Genomic DNA, 24,264 nt, shown 5'->3' with positions numbered 1-24,264 from the left:
AGATGTGTATAAGAGACAGGCGGTATTCTGCGCCGAAGTAGTCACGGACGGTGTCAGCCTCGTAACCGATGACGAGGACGACTTCGTTCGCGCCAGCGTCGATCGCCGCGTCGATCGTGTGGGCGACAAGCGGCCGATCTGCGACCGGCAGCATCGGCTTCGGGACCGAATCGGAGAGTGGTCGAATACGTGTGCCCTGGCCAGCGGCAAGGACGACTGCTTTCATGTATGGGCCCCTTCCATGAACCATCGGATAAGCGATTCGCTCGTGGTCCGGTGTGCGTCAGACCAACTTTCCTCGAAAGGGGGCTCATACTGTCGGACAGCAGTCAGTAAGACGTCGGTCGCGAATTCGCAGCCGTCTCCGAGGGTGACGGCCACAGTCGCGCGGCCGATCGTCGAATCGTGCTGTCCGACAGTATCAACAGCGCCGGATACAAATACTCATACTGATTCATGTTGTCAGTCTCTGTATGGCAGATACCTTGCGAATCGTCGGCCTCGGTGTGGCTGGTCTCGTTGCACTGTGGGTCCTCCTCGAGGTCCTCGCAATCGTCTTCGGACTCGTGACGTGGGTCGTAAGCACAGTCGTGTCACTCGCTGTTCTTGCTGTGTTGCTCTATATCGGCTACGTCGTAGTGACGGAAGTGCTATAACAGCCATTGAAACCTACTGTACACCCCATCGTACGACGGGAGCGCGGGTCGACGCGAACGACGTGAGCGAGACCCGCGGAAATGCGAACGGGGAGGGACGACCCGTGAGCGAACGACGTGACCCGTTCGCTGTGCGATGCGTGTATGACTCAGTTTTGCTGGAACTAACAGGGCCTCGTCAGTCCTCGCTGGTGGTAATATCCGCCGAGAGGCCCTGTGCCATCTCGATCTCTGTCGAGTTGTTCATCGTCCACGCCGTCCGCTCGGTGACGGCCTCGATGGCCTCACGCGCACTCGGATAGCCGTTGCCGGATTTCTTCACGCCGCCGAAGGGGAGCTGTACTTCAGCGCCGATACACGGCAGATTCGCGTACGCGAGCCCCACGTCCGCCCGATCGCGGAAGGCGTTGAGCTGGCGGTAGTCTTCCGAGATGATCGCACCCGCGAGTCCGTACGGCGTGTCGTTGTGGATCTCGAGGGCCCGTTCGACGTCGCCGTCGTACTCGAGCAAGGCGACGTGGGGACCGAAACACTCCTCGTTCAGACAGCGCAGGTCGCCGTCGTACTCGATCTCGTAGACGAAGGGACCGACCCAGTGGCCCTCGGCGTGGCCGTCAGGAATCTCGGCGGCCTCGAGTTCGAAGCGGTCGACCAGCACCTCGGCACCCTCCTCGACGGCCAGTTCGTTGTGGCTGCGGATCTTTGCGACGTGGTCGGCCTCGATCGCCGGTCCCATAAACGTCGACGCCTCGAGCGGGTCGCCGACGGCGATGTCTTCAGCGATCTCGACGAATCGGGCTTTGAACTCGTCGTAGACGTCGGTGTGGACGATCAGGCGCTCGGCGGAGACACAGCGCTGGCCGGTCGTCTTGAAACTGGACATCACTGCGGAGTGGACGGCGATGTCGAGGTCGGCGTCCTCCGTAACGATGATCCCGTTTTTGCCGCCCATCTCACAGGCCGCGAGTTTGCCGGGTTCGCCGCCGACCGTGTCGGCGATTTCGTGGCCGACTTCGGCGGAGCCGGTAAAGAGAACGGTGTCGACCCTCGAATCGTCGACGAGCGCACTGCCGGCATCGCCGTAGCCCTGGACCATGTTGAAGACGCCGTCGGGAATGCCGGCGTCTTCGAACATCTCGGCGATGATCTGGCCACACCACGGCGTCTGTTCGGCGGGCTTCCAGACGACGGTGTTGCCCTCGACGAGCGCGATGGCCATATGCCAGAACGGGATCGCGACCGGGAAGTTCCACGGGGTGATACAGCTGACGACGCCCCGGGGCTTGCGGCGCATGTAGGAATCTTTGCCCGCGACTTCCGAGGGGACGACATCGCCGTGCGGATGGCGAGCGTTGCCCGCCGCCCACTCGACCATGTGCCAGGCTTCGGTGACATCGGCTTTCCCCTCCGAAATCTCCTTGCCACACTCCCTCGAGACGATTTCGCCGAGTTCCGCGTGGCGATCACGCAGTTCGTGGTAGATGTCCCAGAGGTACTCCGCACGGTCGATGTACGACAGTGACCGCCACTCCTCGAAGGCGTCCTCGGCGGCTGCAAGCGCTGCGTCGACGTCGGCAGCCGTCCCGCGCCGGAACGTCGCGAGCGACTCGCCGGTCGCCGGGTTCTCGCTTTCGAAGGTCACAGAGCCGTGTCCGTCGATCCACTCGCCGCCGATGTAGTGGCCGGATACGTGTGCTGTTGCGTGTTGGCTCATACCAATAGAGACGACGACTGTCCTGAAAACGGTGCTGGTGATTCACACGGTCGGCAGCCAGCCAACCCGAACAGTCTGGCCGCCGGCGACCGAATACGGTCGTCACTGACCGGCAACATCTCACCAACTGATGGGCTGTAACGGTTGTTGGTATCAGTCCGGTTTCAGTTGGGTCGGCAACGACCCGTTACAGTCGGTCAACGTTGGCCGCCCGCTCGAGTTCGGTCCGTAACGTCGCGGCATCGAACTCGTGGTCCGGTCGCAGGCGGACGAAATCGAGAAATCGACGGGAAAGCAGCAATTCCGAGGGCTCGTACACCGGTTTGGCGGCCGCGACGGCGTCGTGAGCGCCGATCCGTGGCTCGAGGACGGCGAGTGCACAGGCGAGGTCGTAGGCGGTGGTCTCTTCGACACGGTCGTCGTGGACGTTGGTCGCGTCGATGAAGTAGAACTCGTCGTCACACAGGAGGATATTTTCGGCCCGCAGATCGCCGTGAGCCATGCCGTGATCGCGCAGTGTCGCCAGCATCTCGAACAGCTCCGAGGCCCGCTCGGCGACGAGCCAGTCGGGTGCGTCGTCCAACGATCGAAAGTCGGGCAGATACTCGAGGACGAGCACACCGAGGCCGTTGACTTCGAAGGCGTCGATCGGGCGTGGTGCGTTGATTCCGATCTCACGCATTCGCTCGGTCGCTTCGTACTCATGTTCGACCATCTCCCGTGGCGTGTCGAACCGGCCGAAAAACCCGCCAGTGCCCGCCGAGACTGCGCCGACGTTGCGTCCGGTCGTCAACATGGCGTGGACGAGGGCGTTCTGTCGCGAGACGATCTTGACGAACCACTCCTCCTCGATCACACAGGGAACCGACAGCCAGTTGTCAGCCTCGAGAAACTCGACGCGGACACACTCGCGACCGTACCGATCCGCCAGCGTCTGGATGACACGCTCGAGGCGGCTCCATTCGACGGTTCCTCGTGCAAGCCGGCGGATATCCATACGTCGGATGTGAGGGCTTGGGAGTTAAATGCGTCTCGAACTGTCGCTATCGAGACGTATAATACATCTGTTAATAATAGCCGTCCACTCCACCGTTCGAACGGCGACGCCGACAGCCAAAATCGGAGATGGGGTGTGCTCGGAGCAGTATTATTATCAATCCCGCAACGGAATACGGAACCGAGTATGGACGCGATCGACAACCTGAGTGACGCACTCGCCACGACGCGAAACCTCCTGACACCGATCCGATTCGGGTTGTGGGTCAAACTCGCAATCGTCGTCTTCTTCGTGAGTTCGCTCGGATTCAGTGGCCCAACGGTGCCCGGCGGCGACGTTGGAACGGTGACCGAGCCGACAATCGATGACACCACCGAGTTCGAAACGGCGTTCGGAGACGAGTTCCCGGTCGAAGAGCTCATACTGGGGCTGCTCATCGTCGCCGGGATCGTGCTGGTGTTCTGGCTGCTCTATACGATCATTGGCGCGGTCATGGAGTTCGTCTTCATCGAATCGTTACGCTCGAGTGAGGTGCATCTCAGACGGTACTTTTCCGCGAACATTGGCAACGGCGTTCGGCTGTTCCTGTTCCAGTTAGGGGTGTTACTCGTCACCGGCGTTTTGGCTGTCGGTCCGGGTGCGATCGTCTTCTTCCAGGGTGAACTCGGCGGACTCTCGGCGGGATTGGTTGCGGCGTACGCTCTGTACGGGTTCGGACTCTTCGTCGGCTACTCGATCGTCCAGCGCTTTACCAGCGCCTTCGTCGTCCCGGTCATGCTCAAAGAAGACCGCGGCGTGCTCAGCGCTTGGGGTCGATTCTGGCCGACAGTACGGGGTAACTGGCTCGAGTACGTGGTCTATCTGCTGTTGGTCTGGATTCTCTCGATCGCGATCTCGATCGCCGCCTGGTTCGGTATCGCGTTCGGTGTCTTGGCACTGCTGATACCGTTTGCGATCGTACTCGTCTTGCTCGCGCTCATCGGCGATATCGGCCTATTGTTGGCGGTTCCGGTCGTGGTGTTGGCAGTCGTGAGCATCCTGTTGTTCATCGCACTCGTCTGGACGCCGATCGCGACGTACTTCCAGTACTACGCGCTGTTACTGCTTGGCGATACGGACCCTGACCTCGATCTGATTCCCGACCAGCGAGCGGCAGTTCGCTCCGACGGCGGTGAACTGGCCGACCAGGACGACGGCTGGAACGGCGACACCCGCACCGACCACGACGACCGCGACTCACAGGATCGGGACCGCTGGTCGACCGACGACGGCCGCTCGTGGGACGACGATCCGGACGATCTGTGGGGCGACGACACACGGGATCAAGAACGCGACGAGAACGGCCGCGACGACGACCGCGGCTGGTAGCGACTCGAGTACCTGACGGTCGTCTGAGACGGTCTTCAGTCCCGATGGCCGGGACACCCAAAAGTCGGCAGGTGCCGGCACTGATGGCCCGGAGTGCGTCTGCGTCGTCTATCGCTTCGCGATCGGTCGACCGGAACACCGAGCACGCGCACACCAGAGGGGGTTCGCTACGGGAGACGGCCGAGTAACCCGTCGTCACCGTCGCCATCGTCGTCATCCCTCGTCTCGTCCTCCTCGGTGCCGTCCGCATCGCTCGAGTCGTCGTCGCCGTCCTCGATATCGTCGGTGTCGTCATCCGCGGTCTCATCGTCGTCGTCAGCAGCGCCCTCGTCGATATCCGTGGTGACGCCCGCCATCAGATCGAGCACGTTCGCTTCTTCCATACTGCGGACTCGCTGCGGGTAGACACCGATCGTGACGAGTAGATCGTCGCCCGCCTCGACGGCCTCGCTGACGTGGAGATCGACCTCGAGGGACTGGCCGCTGAACGTCGCATCGGCACTGAACCGCGAGCGCGTCGTCGACTGCTCGAGGATCGTGACCTCGTCTCGCTCCTCGCGTGTGATGTCGCTGATATCGTCGTAGTTGTCTTCGACGAGCGCGACGAGTTCGTCGGCATCCATCTCCTCGATGGGGTTGAAATTTTGCCCAGCCGCACCGATCTTGGGGCTCGTCAGGACCATGAAGATGGCACCGCGCTGGCGTCCAAGCGGCCCCATGTCGACTGCCTTCTCGTGTTCGGTCAGGTAGTTCGTGACAGCAATCGTCTCCGAGATGGGGCCAGCGCCAACGTCCTCTTCGATGTCGATCGGATCGATACCGGTCTGGTCGTAGCCGGTCTCCGATCGGACGCTCTCGTCGACGCCAGCCGGCGACGATTCGTGTTCGTCCATACCGACTACACCGAGACAGCCGGACAATGCAGCCAGCCCCACCGCACCGAGTCCGCCGAGCACCGTTCGTCGGTTCATTTCCGACTACATCAGTGTTGAGTTCATAAGTGTTTACTGTATTCTCCGCTGGGTGTCAGTAGACGAGACTGTCTGTGATGGTTGAACGCAGTCTCGACTGATATCAAGCGGCTAGCGTCGAAAGAGACCACGAATATCGGACGGCGGCGCGGGTATGGACTGTTGGTTCGATCGGCGACGGTATCGTCGGGTCAGCGACAGGAGGAGCACGTATCCCAGCCCCGAGAGCGCGACCGCGAGCACGACGTTGCCTACGAGCAGTTGCTGTATGCCGGCCCACGCTGATTCAGTCATGGTCGTCTCGGACGAGCGAACTCGGTTCTGTCCCAACACCAGTGCGCCGACTTGAAAACTCGCGAGGTAGACTGCCGGCTTGACGACAGGGTTGAGGACGATGACGGCGGCGAAGATTGCCGGCTTGCTGATCCACGACCACACCGAGATGAAGACGAAAAACAGCCCGATCCCGACGCCGCCGGTCGGCAGCGCAGTGATAAAGATCCCGAGCGCGAAACTCGCAGCGATCTGCCGTGGCGTTCGCTCTTCACGGAACGCAGTGAGGAGTTTCCGACGAACTCGAGCCCGATACCGGGACAGTCGTCTTCGTACCATTCACGGACTATCGTTCAGTTTCCAGTCGTCGGGGAAAAAGACATCGAGTTCGCAATCGACTTCCAGTGTGGATAACGGGCGCGACAAAGTGAAATGGTGTCAGAACGCAGAACACAGCCGTAGAACTGTCAGTACCGGCGCACCCGAAGACGGTCGTGGGTCCACGGGAGTCGTGGTAACAGCCCGTCTCAGGGGAACGAGCCGGCTTCCTCGAACGAGTTCGCGACTCGCTCGATCGCAACCACGTACGCTGCGGTCCGTGGGTTGTCGAGGTCGTGTTCCTCGATCGTTTCGACGAGCGCGTCGAAGGCGTCGACGATGAGCGCCTCGAGTTCCTCGTTGACTCGCTCTTCGGTCCAGGAGAAGCGCTGGCGGTTCTGGACCCACTCGAAGTAGCTGACGGTGACACCGCCGGCGTTGGCGAGGATGTCCGGAATCACGAAGACGTCCTTGTCCTCGAGGACGGCGTCCGCTTTGGGGGTCAGTGGTCCGTTTGCGGCCTCGGAGATGACGTCGGCTGTGACGTCCTCGGCGAGGTCGGCGTCGATCGCGTTCTCGAGGGCGGCAGGGATCAATAGATCGACATCCATCGTCAGGATGTCTTCGTTGGTAACTTCTTCCGTTGCCTCCTCGTAGCCGACGATGCTGCCAGTCTCGTTTTTGTGGTCTTTCGCTGCGACTGGGTCGAAGCCGTCGGGGTTGTAGATACCACCACTCGAGTCGCTGGCGGCGACGACGGTCGCGCCCATCTCGTCGATCAGTTTCGCGGAGATCCAGCCGGCGTTCCCGTAGCCCTGCACGGCGACGGTCGCGCCCTCGAGGTCCTTGTCGAGGTAGTCGAACGCTTCGCGGGCGGCCAGCACAGTCGAGCGACCGGTTGCCTCGACGCGGCCCTCGCTGCCACCGCTGGCGATGTTTTTGCCCGTAATGACACCCGGCTCCGTAGTGTTCTCGAGCGTCTCGTAAGTGTCTTTGATCCAGTTCATCTCCCGCTGGCCCGTGTTCACGTCGGGCGCGGGGATGTCACGGTCCACGCCGATGAGTGGGCGCAGTTCCTTTGCGAACGCACGGGTGACGCGCTCGAGTTCGGACTCGGAGTACTCGTCAGGGTTGATGATGATCCCGCCTTTGCCGCCACCGTAGGGGATGCCGACGGTCGCACACTTGTAGACCATCCAGCCCGACAGCGCCTTCACTTCGTCACGGGAAACCTGTGGGTGGTAGCGAATGCCGCCCTTGTACGGGCCGCGGTCGCCGTTGAACTGCGACCGGAACGCCTTGAATCGCTCGAGTTTACCGTCGTCGCGCTCGATCGTGAGGTTCGTCTCGAGGACTCGTTCCGGGTGTTTGAGCCGCTCGATAACGTCGTCGCCGACATCGAGATGGATAGCAGCCTCATCGATCTGAGACTGAAGACTTTCGAACGGGTTTGTTTCACCTGACATTGAGTATGCCTTCCAAGGAAACCAAAATAAACGTGACGAATGCTATTCATAGTGCATAATATTCAATATAAGGTGTTCGGATTCGGTTATATATTCGTGAGTCGTGCACGGGAACGGTCGCCGTCAGCGGTGTCGAGCCACACGACGAGTGGACCGATCACTGACTGGCATCAGACCCATTTGACCCGTGCCACCGATCCGCTGCAACGGCCCGAGAGCGGATTCGCTCAGCCTGTGCGATCAGCGGCGCGTCGATCATCTCGCCGTCGACTTCGAAGACGCCCCGACCCTCGGCGTCCGCGTGTTGTTTGGCTTCGAGGACACGCCGAGCCCACTCGCGATCCGATCCCGAGGGCGTAAACGCCTCGTTGATCGGGTCGACCTGTGAGGGGTGGATCGCCAGTTTCCCATCGTAGCCGAGTTGGACCGAGAACGCGGTGTCCTCCCGGAGTTGCGCTTCGTTTCCGAAATCGGTGACCAGCGTGTCGATCGCCGTACAGTCGTGGGCAGCAGCGGCGAGGACGACACGCTCGCGTGCGTACAGGACTTCGGTTCCGTCGGCCGTGCGGGTCGCGCCGAGGTCCGCTGAGAGGTCTTCGGCACCGAACACGAGCGCATCGGTCGCCGGAACGGCGGCGATCGCCGGTGCAGCGAGGGCACCTGCAGCGCTCTCGATCAGCGCAAAGACAGGGAACGAGCCGTCGTGGGCCTCGAGTTCGTCCGCAAGCCACTCGACATCCGCCGGCGAGTCGACTTTCGGAAGCATGAGGCTATCGAGTCGAAGCTCGTCATCGGCAGGCTGGAGAAGTCCCTCGAGATCAGCCGCAATCGCGGATTCGCTGGCGTTGACCCGAACACAGACTTCACAGTCCGGATCGAACGCCGGATCGGTGAGTACCGCACGCACCGTTTCACGTGCATCGGCCTTGCGCTGTGGGGCGACTGCGTCCTCGAGGTCGAAAACAAGTACGTCAGCCCCTGCAGTGGGCGATTTTCGAAGCATTTCGGGGCGATCCCCTGGCGTAAACATGACACTTCTACGTCCCATACGGAGTGACTCTACGACCCACAAGTAAAGGTGTACTGGCGAGTGCGACGGGTGTACTGGCAAGTGAGACGGGCTCCTGTTCCGATGTCCTGAACCGGAACGTACGTTGACAGGCACCCCTGATTCAGAGTGAAAAATCGTTCGGGACGTTTCGCTCGAGCTGTCGGTGACGACTGTCGCTGTGGAATCGGCGATGGCAGTAGATTCGGTGAGATAGTTGCGACTGCCAGCAGGCGCGAGTCATGGTCAGACACCGAAACGGAGGGACCCGTCGTTCAGAGTGAAACGAAGCCGTCAAGACTGCTCGCCCCCGTCTCGTGCCTGTCGAATTTCAGACTGAACAAGGGGTGACTCGAGAGTGAGCGAGTGTCTGCCCGTATTGGATACAACACGTCGAACTATGCAACACGCCGCATTATGTCGTGCTGGTTGGTGGACCCCCACCCCCCTCGTTCAGAGTGAAAGCGAGCTCGAGAGAGTGTCCCGGTGTCGGCATATTTCGGACCAGACATATAAAGGACGCTCGAGAGCGGGAGTGTTCTACGATAGCATTCGTTCTTTTGTGGCAGAAATCGCTTCTATCGTAAGATATAATACTACTATACTAGCTAGGTGTGTAGCTCTAGATAGATACCGAAGCGAAACGGGAACTCACTGCTTGCGTCCTCGGTTGTTGTTGCCCAGTCGTACTCACGTCGCCACGCAGCCCACACCACCCCCACCCCCCCTCGGACGGCTTTTCACTCTGAACGAGGGGTGTGGGGGTCTCGATCGATCCCTTCCCTGACTGGACAGTACAGTCTGCATCCGGATCAGCGGCGGTTGTAGCTGAGACAGGCGAAAAGCTCCGTCTGAAAACGTCTACTCGGTCGTTATCAGTCTGAACTACCTTCCATAGTTTTATTATGTGTGTCTCCAAGAACGGAGATATGGCTGAACAGGCAGGGGACCCGCTTTTCCAATCTCACGATCCGATCTTCGATCGGAAGGAACTCCTCCACGTGGGTCACGTCCCCGACGAAGACCGCATCGTCGGTCGGGACGACGAGATCCAGTCCGTCGCCGCCGAGGTCGGGGCGATCACGCGAGGTGATCCGCCGAACAACGTGATGATCTACGGCAAGACCGGCACCGGAAAGAGCCTCATCTCGAGGCACGTCGCCACACGAGCACAGACGGCCGCTCGAGACAACGAAATCGACTGTGGTGTGCTCTATATCGACTGTTCCGAAGCGAACACGGAAACGCGTGCGACGCGACAGTTGGCACTCAGCTTGAAAGATCAGACGGGCTATCAAGAGAACATCCCACTGCGGGGTGTCGGAACGATGGAGTACTACCAGCACATCTGGGGGATTCTCGAGGGCTTTTTCGATGCGATCATCGTTATTCTAGACGAGATCGACAAACTGGACAACAGCAATATCTTGATGCAGCTCTCACGAGCCCGTGAGGCTCAGAAGACGGACACCTACATCGGCGTCATCGGCATCAGTAACAAGGTCAAATACAGGGAGACGCTCGACGAACGTATCGACAGCAGCTTTGGCCACCGGGAGCTGTTCTTTCACCCGTACGACGCCTCACAGCTTCGGGAGATCATGCGAAACCGCGAGGACGCGTTTCAGCCCGAGGTCTTAGAAGACGGCACGATCGAACTCTGTGCGGCGCTGGCCGCCAAGAAACACGGCGACGCCCGCAAAGCGATCGAGATCCTGAAAGAAGCCGGCGAACTCGCCCGTCGAACCGGCTCGGAGACCGTCTCCGAGGAGCACATTCAGCAGGCCCAGGAGGTCGCCGAGATCAACCGCATCGAGGAACTCACCAGCGGGGCAACCGTCCACGCGAAACTCGCGCTGTACGCGCTGGCGAGTCGGATCATCACCGGCGACCGCGAGACCCACAAGACCCGAGAGATCTACGAGCGCTACGTCGGCATCTGTAACATGGTTACGACCGACCCCATCACCGAAAACGGCCTCTATCGCCAGCTCAAAGAGCAGGCCTTCCTCGGCGTGATCGAGTCCGAAAAGACCGGTGGCGGCCGCTCACAGGGCAGTTATCTCCTGCATCGGCTCGTCACCGACCCAAAACACATCATCAAAGCCGTTCGTCGAGATGACTCACTCGAGGAACTGCCGGCGTACGATCAACTGGTGGAGACGGGTCACGGGACGGGCAACCGTGACGTCGATCTTACCTCGTTTTCCTGAGACCGTCGTGTGGCCGTCAGGTCCGATAGACCGAGATCGGTTGGGGGACGACCACAGACACCGACGAACGATCTGCGTTCCTGTTTCAGTCTGAACGAGGGGGGTGGGTGAGCTGTCGCTGCAACTGATCGCTAACTGGGCCGCTCGAGACTATGGCCAGAGCCCGCGGGCGTCGTGGGCCTCGGCGATCCGCGACAGTGCGACGATGTAGGTCGCATCGCGCCAGGTGACGTCTCGAGCGTCGTACTCCTTGCGGATGGCGGTCCACGCCTGCAGCATCTCGTCTTCGAGTTCTTGGTGGACGCGCTCGAGGCTCCACTTGCGACGGTTGATGTCTTGGAGCCACTCGAAGTAGCTGACGGTGACACCGCCGGCGTTGGCGACGATGTCGGGGATGACCGGGATGTCTCGTTCCTCGAAGATCTGGTCGGCCGTCGAGGTCGTCGGTCCGTTCGCGCCTTCGACGATTAGGTTCGCACTGATGTCGCGTGCGTTCTCGCCGGTCAGAACGTTCCCGATCGCGGCCGGAATGAGGATATCGACGTCGAGTTCGAGCAGTTCGTCGTTCGCAAGCGTTTCGGGGGCGTCGTACCCCGAAACCATACCTGGGGTTTCGTCGTGGTCTTCGACGTCGGTCGTGTCGAGGCCATCAGGGTCGTAGATCGCGCCGTCGATGTCCGAGACAGCGACGATCGACGCCCCGAGGTCGTCGAGATAGCGAGCGGCGTTTGCGCCGACGCTCCCGAACCCTTGGACAGCGACGGTCGTGTCTTCGATGTCCCAGTCGTAGTAGTCGATCGCTTCTCGAGCGACGATGCCGACGCTCCGGCCGGGTGCGCGCTCGCGGCCGTAGGAGCCACCGATAACCGGCGGCTTGCCGGTGACGACGCCGGGTTCGGTCTCGCCTTGTTGCATCGAGTAGGCGTCCATGAACCACGCCATCTCCTGTGGGCCGGTCCCCATGTCGGGTGCAGGGATGTCTTTCATCGGCCCGATAACGGGTCGCAGTTCCTCCGCGAAGCGACGGGTGAGCCGCTCGGTTTCGTCCTCGCTGAGTTCTTTCGGATCGACGACGACGCCACCTTTTGCGCCGCCGAAGGGGAGGTCCATCACGGCACACTTCCAGGTCATCCACATCGAGAGGCCGACACACTCTTCCTCGGTTACACCGGGGTGGTAGCGCAGGCCGCCTTTGTACGGCCCACGGACGCTGTCGTGGTGGGCGCGATACCCTGTGAACATCTCTCGGCTGCCGTCATCGCGCTCGAGTGGGATCGTCACGCGGTAGACGCTCGTCGGGTGGCGCAGGCGCTCGACGATTCCCTCGTCGACGTCGAGATGGGCGGCAGCACGCTCGAGTTGACGGCGGGCTGTTTCGACGGCACTCTCCTCTTCCAGTTCCGACGCAGGTTCAGATGTTGTCATAGTGTTGCCGTAGATAGCGCGCCCGAAGCGAGCGGATCTCCGTGACCAGCTCTCGACGGCCGCACGGACAGCGGCGACCGTCTCCGGGTACTTATGATATGTTTTCCGGCGGAAAAGATAATCCTTGCTACTTTGTCGAGGTTCGTGCAATATTTGCACGGCACACGCGTCTTGTGGTTTCGACACACAGCTAACAGCATGCTTTTCTCGTCGCTGTGTGTGCTCGAGCGTATGACTGGACTGTTCGACGAGGCGGACCTCGAGTGGCTATCGCTCGACAGCGATGAGTCGGTGCTCTGGGCCGGTTCGCCCGACCGCCGGACGATCATGCCGACGGTACTGTTGCTCGCGTTGCCGGTGGCTGCACTCGCTGTCGTCCCGTTCAATGCGGTTGCTGGGCTGGCGCTTGCGGCCGTTCTCGGGGCGGTCACAGTCCCGATTGTCGGGTGGGCAGTGCTCTGGATTCGCAGCACGGACTACGTTGTGACCTCCGCTGGGCTCTACGAGAAACAGGGGGTGTTCTCGCGGGACGTCAAGCGGATCGACTTCGAAAAAGTCCAGAACACGTCCTACAGCCAGAGCGCGCTCGGGACACGCTTTGGATACGGTCATGTCGAGGTCAGCTCCGCCGGCGGCGCTGGCGTCGAGATGCGGTTTCGATCCGTGCCGGAGCCGCGATCGGTTCAGCAGTTGATCTCCAGTCACGTCTCACGCGGTACCGACACTGCCCGCCCAGCGACGGCTGACCCAACCGACGAGGTCCTTGCGGAGATCCTCCACGAACTCCAAGCGATCCGAACGCTCCTCGAGGAGGAAACAGACGTGCGCGGAACCACGACCGACGAGAGGCGTAGCTTAACCGAGTCGCAACCGGAGGCAACTGCAAGCGACGATGGTGCCCTCGAGCGCGGGTGCGCTGACAGCAACAAGTAACCCGAACTCGGTTGTCCGTCCCGTCACAGTTCAGATCGCCGTCGAGATCATGTAGACGTTGATACAGACGGCCGCCGTCCACGGGAGTGCAAGCCCTGCGGGAACGACTGGCTGGTAGGCACTGGGGAGTAGGGGTCGACAGAGCAGTCCGATACCGATCGCAATGCCCTTTAGCGCGAGCATTCCGACCAGTCCGTACCCCTCGATCGCGCTCCGAGCGACCGGGTTCGATTCGGCCAGTCCGAGATGCAGTCCGACGAACGTCGTCACGACGTCACCGATCAGCGAGAGGCCGACGAGAACCCATAGCACTCGCTCGAGGGCGGCCGGCGACATCCCGCCGGGCAGGGCATAGCGCAGGTGTGTGCCGTCGGAACTCATAGACGCCCCACCGGAATCGAACCGGTCGTCGGACCGCCCATCGGGAGCGTATGCGACGGTTCCACCACGTGTGGTATTGTTATGTCAGGCGTAGGGTCGCCACGCACGGCGTAACACGCTGGTAACACCCGACACACACCGCTCGAGGTGCCACATCGCCGCACCCAGATTCGTCCGTCTAAAGACCGACGCGTCCCGTTTTCGACCGGTAGTGAGCGATATCCCTGTCGAGACGGTGCCGTTAAGATGGGCGAAACAGACCGTTGTCATCGATACGGAGCAGATACTCGCCACCGGAGCTGTCGAGACCGATCGTTCGAACGGGGGAACACGGCCCACCACCGCGCGGCGGGACGGCGTGCCGTACTGACAACGCGCTGATCAGCAGTTGCAGGCACAATGGCTTTGACTCCGTTTGCCGTCATCTGTTACTGTCATCGACCGTCTCGTGTACGAGAACATTAGCTTAGGCCGCACGGGAAGAACACCCGAGTGAGAACCTGTACTGCGGTATGGAAAACACACACACCGAGTCCCTCGTCTCCCGACTCGCGACGATTCGTGACCGAGTCGAAGCGGGCATGGACCGTCGCGAGTTCCTCCGAACCCTGCTCACCGGAGGCTACGCACTCGGTGTCGCCCAGTTTCTCGGCGTTGACGACTTCCTCGCAGCCGGCGATGGGGAGGTCCCGATCGTCACCGCGCTCGTCAGATCTGACCCCGACGACCCGTGGTCGCTCGAGGAGCGGATCCGATACGTGCCAGCCGCGTGGTATGCGGCCGTCGAAAAGGCGTTCGAACTGAACGAGTTGTTGGCCCGAACCGCCTTGACCGGCTATCTCGGGAGCGCAGTGGTTCCCGGATCGTACACCAGCGAAACGGCGTCCGTCTCCGTCGGTATCTCGAGCGGACTCGGTTCGTTCCGTGAGACGTTCGACGGGCTGTTCGAGGGCGTCTCACTCGACGTCGAGACGATCATCGACATCGAGGACATCGACGACGAACACGAGGGGTTCGAGCCGCGGTTCGTCGATTCTGTCTCGAGCGCCGACATTCCAAGCGGTGTGGCCTGTGAAACACCGCGGAGCATCGCCACGCTCGGTCCCGTGCTGTACGATCCGAACACGCGCGAGGAGTTTTTCGTGACGGCCGAGCACGCGTTCGAAGACGAGGCCGATTCGAACGGTGATCGCCTGTCGCTGCCGGTCGAGGGGTCAGAAACCGTCGAACTGGGTCCTGTTGAGCGCGCCCACCCGATCGAAGACATCGTCGCTGTCACCCCTGCGGACCGGTACAGGCCCTCGAACACGATCGACACGCCGACGCCGACTCGTATCCGTGGCCAGTTCACTCGGCTTGGACTCGCCGATCTCATCGCTCGAGACGAAGAACTCGAGAAAGTCGGTGCAGTCACCGGGCATACGACCGGCGCGATTCAGGGGATCGACGCGGTGACCTGTTTCACCGACGAGTTCTGCCGGCGTGGGCAGATCCGCTGGGGCGGCGAGATGGATCTGACCGACGGCGACAGCGGGTCCGTGAGCTACCACGCCGACCCCGACGGTGAGGAGGGGGACGTCCTCGTTGCGGGCTTCAACAACGCCCGTACGTGGTGGCCGGGACAAAGCTACGTCTGGGGTGTCGGCGCGTACGAACTGACCGAAACCTACGGCTACTACTTCTGACCGATGACGACTGAGACAGTCTGCTATCGTCACGGACTGCCGATCGCCGACCCGTGCTGGCGATCGGCGGGAGATCGGGACAGCACTCCGTATGAACCGTCGTCGCTCGTTTCGAACCGTCCCCCGCCACCACACACCCAACACTGATCGCAATGGCCTCCGAAACTCCCGACCGTTCCAGCACCCGTTCCGATGGTACGACGAAAGCAGCCGCGATCACTGCCGTTCGACTCATGATCGACCTCGTCGTCGTCACCGGCTGGGTCGTGTTTCTGGTCTTGTTCTTCCTCCAGAACACGTGGCCACGGTGGACGTTTTACCTGCTGTTGATCGCCGGTGTCGGGCTCTACGTAACCGTCACGGCGGCGTGGCGCTCGAGCGACACAGCGTAGCCCTCGAGTCGACCGCGAACGCGGCTGTGAACGGTCGTTTCGGCGAGTCCGACGCCGGCGCGCTCGTCGGTGTTGATGACGGCCAGTTCGAGAATGAAACTCGAGGCCGACGGAACCGGCGCGTGTCGCTCTCGATTCTCTCGGTCGCTTACGCGAGTGCAGCCTCGAGGCGGTCGATCAGGCTCGTGTTGCCGACGTGGAGCGGCACGCGCTGGTGGAGGTCGGTCGCCTCGACCTCGAGGATCGAGTGCTCGCCGTTCGAGGAGCGGCCGCCCGCGGCCTCGATGACGTAGGCGATCGGGTTCCCCTCGAACTGCAGGCGGAGTTTCCCGTTGGGGCTGTCCTCGAGGGCGGGGTAGGCGAAGATGCCGCCGTAGGTGAGGACCTGATTGACGTCGCCGATCATCGCGCCGCCGTAGCGGAGCTTGTGTTTGGGGTTGGACTCGATTTCGCGGACGTACGCCTCGAAGTCGTCGGGCCAGTCGGGGACGCGCCCGCCGAAACCGTAGGTGATCGGATCGTCGGGGAGCGTGATATCCTGCTCGACGATCGTCCGTTCGCCGCCGGTGAGTTCGTACTTCGTGGCCGTTCCGTCGCGAGCGTACACCATCGTGGTGATCGGGCCGTAGAGCACGTAGCCCGCGGCAACGAGGGCAGCGCCCGGGGCGGGAAGCGGCTCGTCATAGATGCCAAACACCGTCCCCATCGTGTTGTTCGATTTGAGGTTCGAAGAGCCATCGAGCGGGTCGACGGCCACGGAGAAGCCGTCGTCGTCACAGTCGATGATCTCCGCGCGTTCCTCGCTTGCATACTGGGCGACGCCGTCGATCGACGACAGTCGCTCGGCGAGTAAGTCGTCGGCCCAGACGTCCGCCTCGGCTTGGGTCTCGCCGCTTGGGTTTTCCTCGTCGGCTTTCCCCCGTCGGCCGACCAGTCCCTGTCGGATTTCGGTCGCCGAACGGCTGATCGTCGCGACGATATCCTCGACTGGATCGGACACCGTCATTCCTCGAGTGCGGCGTCGGCGGTTTCGCCCTCGTAGATGACCTTCTCCAGCGCGTCGAGCAGCTGGGTCGGGTCCTCGCGCTGCCAGACGTTACGGCCGACGGCGAGTCCGCTCGCACCGGCGTCCATCACGGCTTCGATCGTCGAGAGGAACTCGTAGTCGGAGGTCTTCGAGCCGCCGCTCATGACGACTTTCATGTCACCGGCGGATTTGACGGCGTGGGCCATCGCGTCCTTGCTGCCGGGATACTTGACCTTCGCGATGTCGGCACCGACCTCGAGGGCGATACGGGTCGCATAGGAGATGGTGCTTGGCTTGGTGTCGTTTTTCAGGCCCTGTCCGCGGGGGTACGACCACATGACCATCGGGAGGTCGTGTTCGCGAGCGCTCTCTTGGGCGTCGCGGAACTCCTCGAACATCTCGACTTCGTGGTTCGAACCGCTGTAGACGGTAAAGCCGACCGCATCAGCGCCGAGTTCGGCGGCGTAATCGACCGAGCAGTTGACTGGCGAGTCGGGCTCGCCCATCCAGAGGTTCGACGTGCCGTTGAGTTTGAGCAGGAGGTTGACGTCGTCCTCGTAGCTCGGGTAGTAGCCCTCGGCGACGCCTTTCTGGACGGCCATCGCGGTGACGGCGTCGTGGGTAGCCGTCTCGAAGACCGTCGCTGGGTCGAGTTTCTCCGGGACGTCTTTGAAGTCGACCGGTCCGTGCTCTAACCCGTGGTCCATCGCGAGAATCAGTGACTTGCCGTCGCGAACGATCGGAGAGTCGTCGATCGGAATCATCTGTTAGTCGGTCCAACTGGCCGCTATAAATCTTTGATGGTCCGAGCTATCGAAATTGCGTACAACTGTAGTTGTAAGTTGACGGTTGTGGTGGGATGGTGGCCATCAACTGCAGTCCGTACAGATCTACTCGAGCGCACGTGAGATGGGTGGTTTCTCGAGGAAACGTCGCTGTACGGACCTCGTACTAGCCACAACGAACCGGCGTCCGTCGACGTCGAGATGTGTCACGCGAGCAGTTCCCGTGCGTTGTGTCGCCATGTCCGAACGTGGACGACATCGAGGTCGAGCACGCTGGCGACCTCGAAGGCGTTGATCGTCGCCAGTCGTTCCGCCGAGCGGATGCCGGCGTCGGCCAGTGTGTCGGCGTCGTCGGGGCCGACACCCGTCACCGCCGTCACCGGCGTCGGCTTCGGCCACGGTCGTTCTGTGGGTTTCTCTCGAGCAACGGCCGCGATGGGTGACTCGTCGTACTCGAAGGTCTGCCATCCCTCGTCACCACTTTTGGCGATCCACTCCCGCTCGGCCGCACCGAGGCCGCGGACCGCACTCGAGCGCTGCTCGAGGTCGCCGTCGTGGTCGAACGTCCACGGGAGCGAGAATCGCCGTCGCAAGCGCTTTGCGGTCGACTCGTCGACGCCGGCATCAAGCAACATCTGGTAGGAGTACGCTTTCTCTCGGAACATCTCGACATCGACGCCGACCGCCTCGAGTTGTGCTCGTTCGTCGCCCTCGAGGTGCGGGCCATCGCTGGCTGGCGTCTCGTGTGCGGACACGTCGGTCGCCTCGAGCAGCGTCTCCTCGTCGAACGTGAGTTCGATATCGGTGCCGGTCGACTCGAGTGCCTCGAGTTCGATGTCGATCCCGAGTCCGAGATCGACACTGCGACTCGGCGCTGTGTCGACTTCCGACTTCGACTCCGTTTCGGCAGCGACGTCGTTATTGCTCACGCGATTCACCGAACCTGTCTGGATCTTACAGCCATCATCCTTGAATTTTTCTCCCGCAGACCGACATGATGAAACAGACGTTACTGTGTCGGGGAGTCGACAGTGATGCGGTCGTGGATGTGGCCCTCGCGGGCTTTCAGATGTTGTGGCGCTCGGTCGTTCGAGACCGCCAACACCTCCGCGACGATGCTGTGGGCGATCTGGTACGGCGACCCCCCGCCGAGATCGAGGCCGATCGGGGTGTACAGCGACGACAGCGCCTCCTCGTCGAACGTTCGGCCTTCCTCGTCGAACTCCGTGAGCATCTTCTCGAAGCGGTCGTGTGGTCCCATCAGGCCGATGTACGCAGCCGACGAATCAAGCAACTGCTCGACCGTCAGGCGATCGTCGATGAAGTTGTGCGTCATCACGACCGCGTAGGTTCGCTCGTCGAGGGTGAGGTCGTCGTCGACGGCTGCCGGCGAGGTCGTCAGCGTCTCGTCGGCGTCGGGGAACCGCTCCTCGAGGTCGACACTCCCCCGAAAGCCGACGACAGTCACGCGGAAATCGTTTTTCGCCGCCAGTTCGGTGACCGGCCCCACGTCGTGGCCGGAGCCGAAGACGACCAGCTCCGTCGGCGCGGCCAGCCCGTCGATGAACACCTCGAGGTCCTGTCCCTGCTCGGTGAGCTCGACGATGTCGGCTCGACCGCGCTCGGCGAGGGACGCGGCGGGGGCAGCGAGGGTCTCGGGCCACGCCGTTGCTGGCTCTCCGTCCGGCGTCGTCAACTCCCCATCCTCCGGGTGGTAGTACACTCGATCGCCACGGCTCAGTGGGCCGTCGCCACCCTCGAGTACGGTGAGGACGGCGACGTCTCGGCCGTCGGCAAACGCCTCGATCGCTGGCCGATACGTCTCGGTCAGGGGCTCGAGCAGGACGTCGATGATCCCGTTGCAGCCGACGCCGAGTCCCCAGACGTCGTCTTCGTCGTCCATCAGATCGTACGTGAGCAGTTCCGGCTGGCCGTGCTCGCGGACTGACTCGGCTGCCGCGAGCAGATCGTCCTCGAGACAGCCGGCCGTAATCGCGCCGACGCCCTCGCCCGCTTCGTCGAGGAGCATCTTCGCCCCCGGTCGACGGTAGGCGTTGCCTTCGACGTCGACGATCGTCGCGAGGACGTCCGCGCCGTCGCCCTCGAGTCGCTCGTGGACGCGCTGTAGTACTTCGGTCTCCGGTACACTCCAGTTGTTTCGTGTCATCGGTTGGGTCTTTTTGATCGGTCGTCGTTCGGTTCGTCTCGGTCCGGTGAGTCCGCGCGTGACAGCTGTAGCCTCCGACCGACACCGGTGGGACGATCAGTCACTGTGTATACTTTCTCTACGCCAGCCTCGTGTAACTCAGTTCCGCACGCATCGGCGCGGATCGCCTCGCGAACTCGACTGGGATCGGTGACCGACGCGCCGGCGACGACCGTCACACCGGCCGTAAACGCCGGCTCCGGAAGCATGGACGCAGTCGCCCCGATCACGACGACCGTCGCCGTCTCCGGGGCGGCCTCGAGGTATTGCTCGAGGCCGCCGTAGACGAACGTCGAACCAGTGATGAAAACGACCTCGGCACCCGCCATCGCGGCGGCCGCGTCGGCCGGCCGGTAGGTCGTGACAGTGACGCCGTCGGGCGTCGAGACGTCGCCGACGGGTTTGCGTTCGACCACGCGCACGTCGACGCCGGAAAACTTCCGAAATGCGGGCCGAAAGAGTCCGACGGTCGCGATCGTGTCGACGTCTGAGTCAAGCAGTGCCATCGGGTCGCCCGTCTGCCACTCGAGGAACGGGACCGACAGCGCGTTGACGGCGGCGACGCCGAGGGCGACCTCGAGCGTCGTGGCGTCCGACATCGATCCGGCATCGCGATCCGGCATCGAATCGGCGGGCGGCTGGGTCGCCCACTCGAGCAGCGTCTCGAGGTCGAGATCGGCCGTCGACGGCTCGTCCCCCAGCGGGCGGTGGGCGAGGCCGGCGGTCCGTCGCTTTTCGCGCTCCCCATCATCGGCGCGGCCATCCACGCCGGCCAGTTCGACCATGAGCGTCGATCGCCCGATCGTGATCTGTGCTACCGTCGCCTCGTCAGTGGCTCCGCGCTCGCGGAGTCGGTCGACGACGGTGGGGAGGATCGGAGCGCTCATTCGTGGCCTTCCCCGCTTTTGGGCGTGGGTTCTGCCGGCTGCTGTCGGCGTGGATCGTACTCGTAGCCGATCGGGCCGTCGAGTCCACGGCGCTCGAGTTGGCGGGCGATCTCGGCCAGATCGGTCGGCTCAGCGAAGCCAAAGAGGCCGTCGACGTACGGCAGACAGGTTTCCATCCCCCGCGTTCGTGGCTCGTACGTCGACGCGACGGCGAGCGGGTTGAGCCAGAGCACCGCCGCGGCCCGGCGAGCAAGCCACGTGATCTGTTCCTCGAGGACCGACTGCTCGCCGACGTCGAGCCCATCGCTGATGACGATGACGACAGTCCGGCGATCCACCGCGTCGCGGTGCTGTCGCCGCAGCGTTTCAAATGCGTCGCCGATCTGCGTGCCGCCGCCCCAAGAAATTTCGGCCGCACGAAGGGCCGCGGCGGGATCACCGCCAGCGCGTTCGAACTGCTCGGTCGCGTCGACGAGGTCGGTATCGAACAGGAAGACCGAACTCCGACGGGCAACGGTCTGGAGCCGTTCGGCAACGGCAAGGAGTGTATCGCGGTCGACCGTATCCAGCACGGAGCCGCTGACGTCGATCAGCAGACAGCAGTGTAGCTCGCTCGGGACTGGGTCTCGAGTCGGGAGGTCCATCGGCGTCCCGCCAGTTCCGAGACTCGACCGGAGCGCTCGTCGCGCGTCGATTCGCTCGCCGGCGGTGGCCTGCTGGGTCCGTCGGCCGGGGACGGTCGCCAGTGCGTTCACGAACCGATCGATGGCGTCACGCTCGGCGTCCGTCAGCGATGCCGGCGTTGCGGCCACCCGTTCGCGCCCGCCAACGGCGCTATACCGCCGCACGGCGTCGCCGTCCTCATCCTCGTCGATCGGGCGTTCGCCCGTGGCGTGGCGACGGCCGGTCTGCAGTCGAACCTCGGCGCGCTCCGAGCCGTCGCCGTCGTCGCCCTCGAGCGACGGCGGCTCCGTCTCCGAGAGCAGTTCGGACGCCTCTCCCTCGAGCGCGACGGACCCCGCTGGTTCCGGCTCGTCGTCATCCGACGTGCTCGTCCCCTCGTGGGTTGCGATTCGGTCGATGCCTGTTCGAAGCCGGTGCCAAAAGGGTGGAAACGCCTCGTCGAACGCCTCGCGGTCGGCTGCCTCGGAGAGCAACGCCGCTCGCAGTGCGTCGCCAGCGGGCTCGCGGTCGGCAAACCCGACGACGGCGAGCGCTCGTGCCCCCTCGAGCGTGCCCGTCGCCGGCACGTCGACACCAGCCTGTCGGAGCTCGTCGGTAAATCGCACGAGTTCCGTCAGGACGTGCGTGCGTGCAGCCTCGAAGTCGGGGACGGTGTGGAGTCCCGTCGGCTGGTCGAGCCCGCCACGGTCGCCTCGAGGCCGATCTGATTCGGTGGCGTTCTCAGAGGCGTGCTCGCGTGGCGTCATGTCTCGGCGGACTCGAGTCGGTCGTCGGCCGCGGCGGCGGCCGCATGGAGCTGTTCGAGCAACGCGGTGTCGACGCGGGTGACGTCTTCGACCTCCTTGAGCAGACAGCCGATCGTCCGTTCGATCTCGTCGGTCGACAACGGCTCGTCGCTGCCGTTGGCTCGCAGCGTCGCCACCGCCCGCGCCCAGTCGAGTGTCTCGGCGACACCCGGCCGTTTGAGGAACGACTCCTCGCGGAGGCGTTCGACGACGGCACAGACTTCGGCTGCGATCGCTGCATCGAGTTCGGGCACTTTGCGCGAGACGATCTCGTACTCCGTCTCGAACGACGGCGGCTCGACGTGGAGATACAGACAGCGCCGCTTGAGTGCGTCGCTGAGCCCGCGAGTTCGGTTCGACGTGAGGATGACGATCGGCGGGTTCTCCGCGCGGATCGTCCCGAGTTCCGGAATCGACACCTGATACTCCGACAGCAACTCGAGCAAGAACGCCTCGAACGCCTCATCGGCGCGGTCGATCTCGTCGATCAGCAAGATCGGTGATCGATCGCCACCAGCCGTCAGCGCACGCAACAGCGGCCGCTCGAGCAGATACTCGTCGTCGAAGACGGATCGAGTCCCCCCAGCGTCCGCGGAGTCGGCGGTGACTGTTCCCTCGTTCGACTGGACGGCAAGCAGCTGTTTCGTGTAGTTCCACTCGTAGAGCGCGTTTTCGGCAGTCAGTCCTTCGTAACACTGGAGGCGGATCAGTTCCGTCTCGAACCCGTCGGCGAGGACTTTCCCCAGTTCGGTCTTTCCGCTGCCGGGTTCGCCCTCGACGAGCAGCGGCCGGCCGAGCTGTAACGCGAGCTGGACGGTCGTGACCACGCGGTCGTCCGCGACGTAGTGTTGGGCCTCGAATCGCTCGCGCAATGTCGCCTCGTCGATCGCCTCGACGGCGAGCTCCGGCGTCTCCCCTGTCATACTGAGTTCATCGTTTCGGTCGTGGATTCCTCGAGATACTCGTCGGGCTCGGTTCGAAAGGCGTCGGCACAGCCGTGACAACAGAAGTAGTAGGTCGTCTTCTGGTGGGTGATCTGCGGTGCCTCGTCCGGGTCGACCGTCATCCCACAGACGGGATCGACGGCCGACTCGTCACTCGCTTCTGTTGTCGATGGGCGCTCGCCGCCGCCACAGCACGAGGCTGTCTCCGTCGCCGACTCGCTGGTGTCGGCAGTGTCTGCATCGCAGGCGTTGCTGGCAGCCGTGTGGGTAGCCAGCCCGCTCGAGGCCGCCACCCCACTGGTGGTCGCTCGAACCTCGACCAGTTCGGCGAGCAGGCTCGTCGCGATCTCCGGTGCGCTCGAGGCCGAGATGTCGATCCCCGCCGGGCTCGTGACCGCGTCGCGCACGGTGTCCGGCGCTTCCTCGAGGAGTCCGGCAACGTGGTCGACGGTCTCTGCGGCCCGCGTCTCACTGGCTACGAGGCCGATGTACGGTGCTCCAGCGCGGATGCCGGCGACGACGCCGCGGGCGTCGTACTCGCCCATCGAAGCGATGGCGACGAGCGGCCCGCTGCCGACTGCCTCGACGATCTCGTCGGACTCGAGCGTCGTCAAAACGGTCGTCTCCGTCGGGATATCGGCGTCGGCTCCGTCGGGATCGACGAGCACTACCTCGACGTCAAGTTCGCTTGCCAGCCTGACCAGCGAGTGGGCGATCGGTGATCCACCCACGACGAGCAGTCGTGTCGCCGGACGCACGGGGTCGATGAACACCTCGAGGGTGCCCTGACTGTGACACTGCATCGGGAACGCCTCGAGGCCGGGCCGATCGATCGCGTCGGGATCGGGGGCGATGCCGATCAGTCGTGGCTCGCCGTCGGCGATAGCCGACTGGGCCTCGTCGGCCACCCGCGATTGTGCACAGGAGACGCCGCCGATCCAGCCGTGTAACTCGCCGTCGGCGGTCACGAGCGCCCGATCGCCGACGGTTGCTGACACTGGTGGCTCACGGCGGACGACGGTCGCCTGTGCGTACGGTTCCTCACGCGCTTGCAGCGCTCGCTCGCGCGCCGCGAGGTCGGCGTCGGATGCGGTGTCTGGTGTCAT

General features: G+C 63.0%; 23 protein-coding genes. 6 read left to right on the top strand and 17 right to left on the bottom strand.

What is annotated here, in order from left to right:
* The coding region (locus tag C495_RS12410; RefSeq protein ID WP_008163389.1) for a sugar phosphate nucleotidyltransferase at positions 1-226 on the bottom strand (226 nt) is incomplete at its 3' end.
* A 247-nt stretch (positions 227-473) separates the two neighbouring features.
* On the opposite strand from C495_RS12410, the gene C495_RS12405 reads away from it, so the two are divergent.
* Positions 474-656, top strand: coding sequence for a hypothetical protein (locus tag C495_RS12405; RefSeq protein WP_008163387.1), 183 nt, complete (start codon positions 474-476; stop codon positions 654-656).
* A 178-nt stretch (positions 657-834) separates the two neighbouring features.
* Here the strand turns inward: C495_RS12405 and C495_RS12400 are convergent, their stop codons facing one another.
* Both C495_RS12400 and C495_RS12395 read right to left on the bottom strand, forming a co-directional pair.
* Positions 835-2,370: an aldehyde dehydrogenase family protein gene (locus C495_RS12400; protein WP_008163384.1), complete on the bottom strand. Its 1,536-nt coding sequence runs from the start codon at positions 2,368-2,370 to the stop codon at positions 835-837.
* 187 nt (positions 2,371-2,557) lie between these two features.
* Positions 2,558-3,367: an RIO1 family regulatory kinase/ATPase domain-containing protein gene (locus C495_RS12395; protein WP_008163382.1), complete on the bottom strand. Its 810-nt coding sequence runs from the start codon at positions 3,365-3,367 to the stop codon at positions 2,558-2,560.
* A 186-nt stretch (positions 3,368-3,553) separates the two neighbouring features.
* Here C495_RS12395 and C495_RS12390 point away from each other — a divergent pair, with 186 nt between their 5' ends.
* Positions 3,554-4,735 (top strand): DUF7544 domain-containing protein, encoded by a 1,182-nt coding sequence (locus tag C495_RS12390; RefSeq protein ID WP_008163380.1) that lies wholly within the window; start codon positions 3,554-3,556, stop codon positions 4,733-4,735.
* 167 nt (positions 4,736-4,902) lie between these two features.
* Here C495_RS12390 and C495_RS12385 read toward each other — a convergent pair whose 3' ends face one another.
* The 4 genes from C495_RS12385 to C495_RS12370 all read right to left on the bottom strand — a co-directional run bounded on the left by C495_RS12385 (position 4,903) and on the right by C495_RS12370 (position 8,811).
* A complete protein-coding gene (locus tag C495_RS12385; RefSeq protein WP_008163379.1) occupies positions 4,903-5,706 on the bottom strand; it encodes a DUF6517 family protein in 804 nt (267 codons plus the stop codon).
* 111 nt (positions 5,707-5,817) lie between these two features.
* Positions 5,818-6,318: a DUF2062 domain-containing protein gene (locus tag C495_RS12380; protein ID WP_008163378.1), complete on the bottom strand. Its 501-nt coding sequence runs from the start codon at positions 6,316-6,318 to the stop codon at positions 5,818-5,820.
* A gap of 188 nt (positions 6,319-6,506) precedes the next feature.
* Entirely contained in the window at positions 6,507-7,763 is a 1,257-nt protein-coding gene (locus C495_RS12375; protein WP_008163377.1) for a Glu/Leu/Phe/Val family dehydrogenase, read from the bottom strand.
* Between the two features lie 157 nt (positions 7,764-7,920).
* Positions 7,921-8,811: an HpcH/HpaI aldolase/citrate lyase family protein gene (locus tag C495_RS12370; RefSeq protein WP_083902483.1), complete on the bottom strand. Its 891-nt coding sequence runs from the start codon at positions 8,809-8,811 to the stop codon at positions 7,921-7,923.
* Positions 8,812-9,740: 929 nt separating this feature from the next.
* Between C495_RS12370 and C495_RS12365 the strand changes: the two genes are divergently transcribed.
* Positions 9,741-11,024: a Cdc6/Cdc18 family protein gene (locus C495_RS12365; protein ID WP_008163375.1), complete on the top strand. Its 1,284-nt coding sequence runs from the start codon at positions 9,741-9,743 to the stop codon at positions 11,022-11,024.
* 150 nt (positions 11,025-11,174) lie between these two features.
* Here C495_RS12365 and gdhB read toward each other — a convergent pair whose 3' ends face one another.
* Complete coding sequence (gene gdhB, locus C495_RS12360) at positions 11,175-12,449, bottom strand: glutamate dehydrogenase GdhB (RefSeq protein ID WP_008163374.1); 1,275 nt, start codon at positions 12,447-12,449, stop codon at positions 11,175-11,177.
* Positions 12,450-12,680: 231 nt separating this feature from the next.
* Between gdhB and C495_RS12355 the strand changes: the two genes are divergently transcribed.
* A complete protein-coding gene (locus C495_RS12355) occupies positions 12,681-13,382 on the top strand; it encodes a PH domain-containing protein (RefSeq protein ID WP_049890337.1) in 702 nt (233 codons plus the stop codon).
* A gap of 30 nt (positions 13,383-13,412) precedes the next feature.
* Here C495_RS12355 and C495_RS12350 read toward each other — a convergent pair whose 3' ends face one another.
* A complete protein-coding gene (locus C495_RS12350) occupies positions 13,413-13,763 on the bottom strand; it encodes a DUF5658 family protein (protein ID WP_008163372.1) in 351 nt (116 codons plus the stop codon).
* Positions 13,764-14,275: 512 nt separating this feature from the next.
* Between C495_RS12350 and C495_RS12345 the strand changes: the two genes are divergently transcribed.
* Together C495_RS12345 and C495_RS12340 are read left to right on the top strand one after the other, a co-directional pair.
* A complete protein-coding gene (locus C495_RS12345) occupies positions 14,276-15,448 on the top strand; it encodes a hypothetical protein (protein ID WP_008163371.1) in 1,173 nt (390 codons plus the stop codon).
* A 152-nt stretch (positions 15,449-15,600) separates the two neighbouring features.
* On the top strand, positions 15,601-15,840 hold the full coding sequence (locus C495_RS12340; RefSeq protein ID WP_008163370.1) for a hypothetical protein: 240 nt from the start codon (positions 15,601-15,603) through the stop codon (positions 15,838-15,840).
* A 148-nt stretch (positions 15,841-15,988) separates the two neighbouring features.
* On the opposite strand, the gene C495_RS12335 is transcribed toward C495_RS12340, so the two are convergent.
* From C495_RS12335 to C495_RS12300, 8 genes are all read right to left on the bottom strand, one after another.
* On the bottom strand, positions 15,989-16,846 hold the full coding sequence (locus C495_RS12335) for a class 1 fructose-bisphosphatase (protein ID WP_008163369.1): 858 nt from the start codon (positions 16,844-16,846) through the stop codon (positions 15,989-15,991).
* Positions 16,843-17,631, bottom strand: coding sequence for a class I fructose-bisphosphate aldolase (locus C495_RS12330; protein WP_008163368.1), 789 nt, complete (start codon positions 17,629-17,631; stop codon positions 16,843-16,845). Before C495_RS12330 ends, C495_RS12335 begins: the two co-directional genes overlap by 4 nt.
* 227 nt (positions 17,632-17,858) lie before the next feature.
* Positions 17,859-18,581, bottom strand: coding sequence for a hypothetical protein (locus tag C495_RS12325; RefSeq protein WP_008163367.1), 723 nt, complete (start codon positions 18,579-18,581; stop codon positions 17,859-17,861).
* Between the two features lie 80 nt (positions 18,582-18,661).
* Positions 18,662-19,819 (bottom strand): XdhC family protein, encoded by a 1,158-nt coding sequence (locus tag C495_RS12320; protein WP_008163366.1) that lies wholly within the window; start codon positions 19,817-19,819, stop codon positions 18,662-18,664.
* A complete protein-coding gene (locus tag C495_RS12315; protein WP_008163365.1) occupies positions 19,816-20,745 on the bottom strand; it encodes a Rossmann-like domain-containing protein in 930 nt (309 codons plus the stop codon). Before C495_RS12315 ends, C495_RS12320 begins: the two co-directional genes overlap by 4 nt.
* Positions 20,742-22,175: a vWA domain-containing protein gene (locus tag C495_RS12310; RefSeq protein WP_008163362.1), complete on the bottom strand. Its 1,434-nt coding sequence runs from the start codon at positions 22,173-22,175 to the stop codon at positions 20,742-20,744. The genes C495_RS12315 and C495_RS12310 overlap by 4 nt, the downstream gene beginning before the upstream one ends.
* Positions 22,172-23,137, bottom strand: coding sequence for an AAA family ATPase (locus C495_RS12305; RefSeq protein WP_008163361.1), 966 nt, complete (start codon positions 23,135-23,137; stop codon positions 22,172-22,174). The genes C495_RS12310 and C495_RS12305 overlap by 4 nt, the downstream gene beginning before the upstream one ends.
* A complete protein-coding gene (locus C495_RS12300) occupies positions 23,134-24,264 on the bottom strand; it encodes an XdhC family protein (RefSeq protein ID WP_008163359.1) in 1,131 nt (376 codons plus the stop codon). Before C495_RS12300 ends, C495_RS12305 begins: the two co-directional genes overlap by 4 nt.

It is taken from the genome of Natronorubrum sulfidifaciens JCM 14089, from assembly GCF_000337735.1.
Taxonomy (GTDB): Archaea; Halobacteriota; Halobacteria; order Halobacteriales; family Natrialbaceae; genus Natronorubrum; species Natronorubrum sulfidifaciens.
This window is presented reverse-complemented; position numbering and strand designations above follow the sequence as displayed.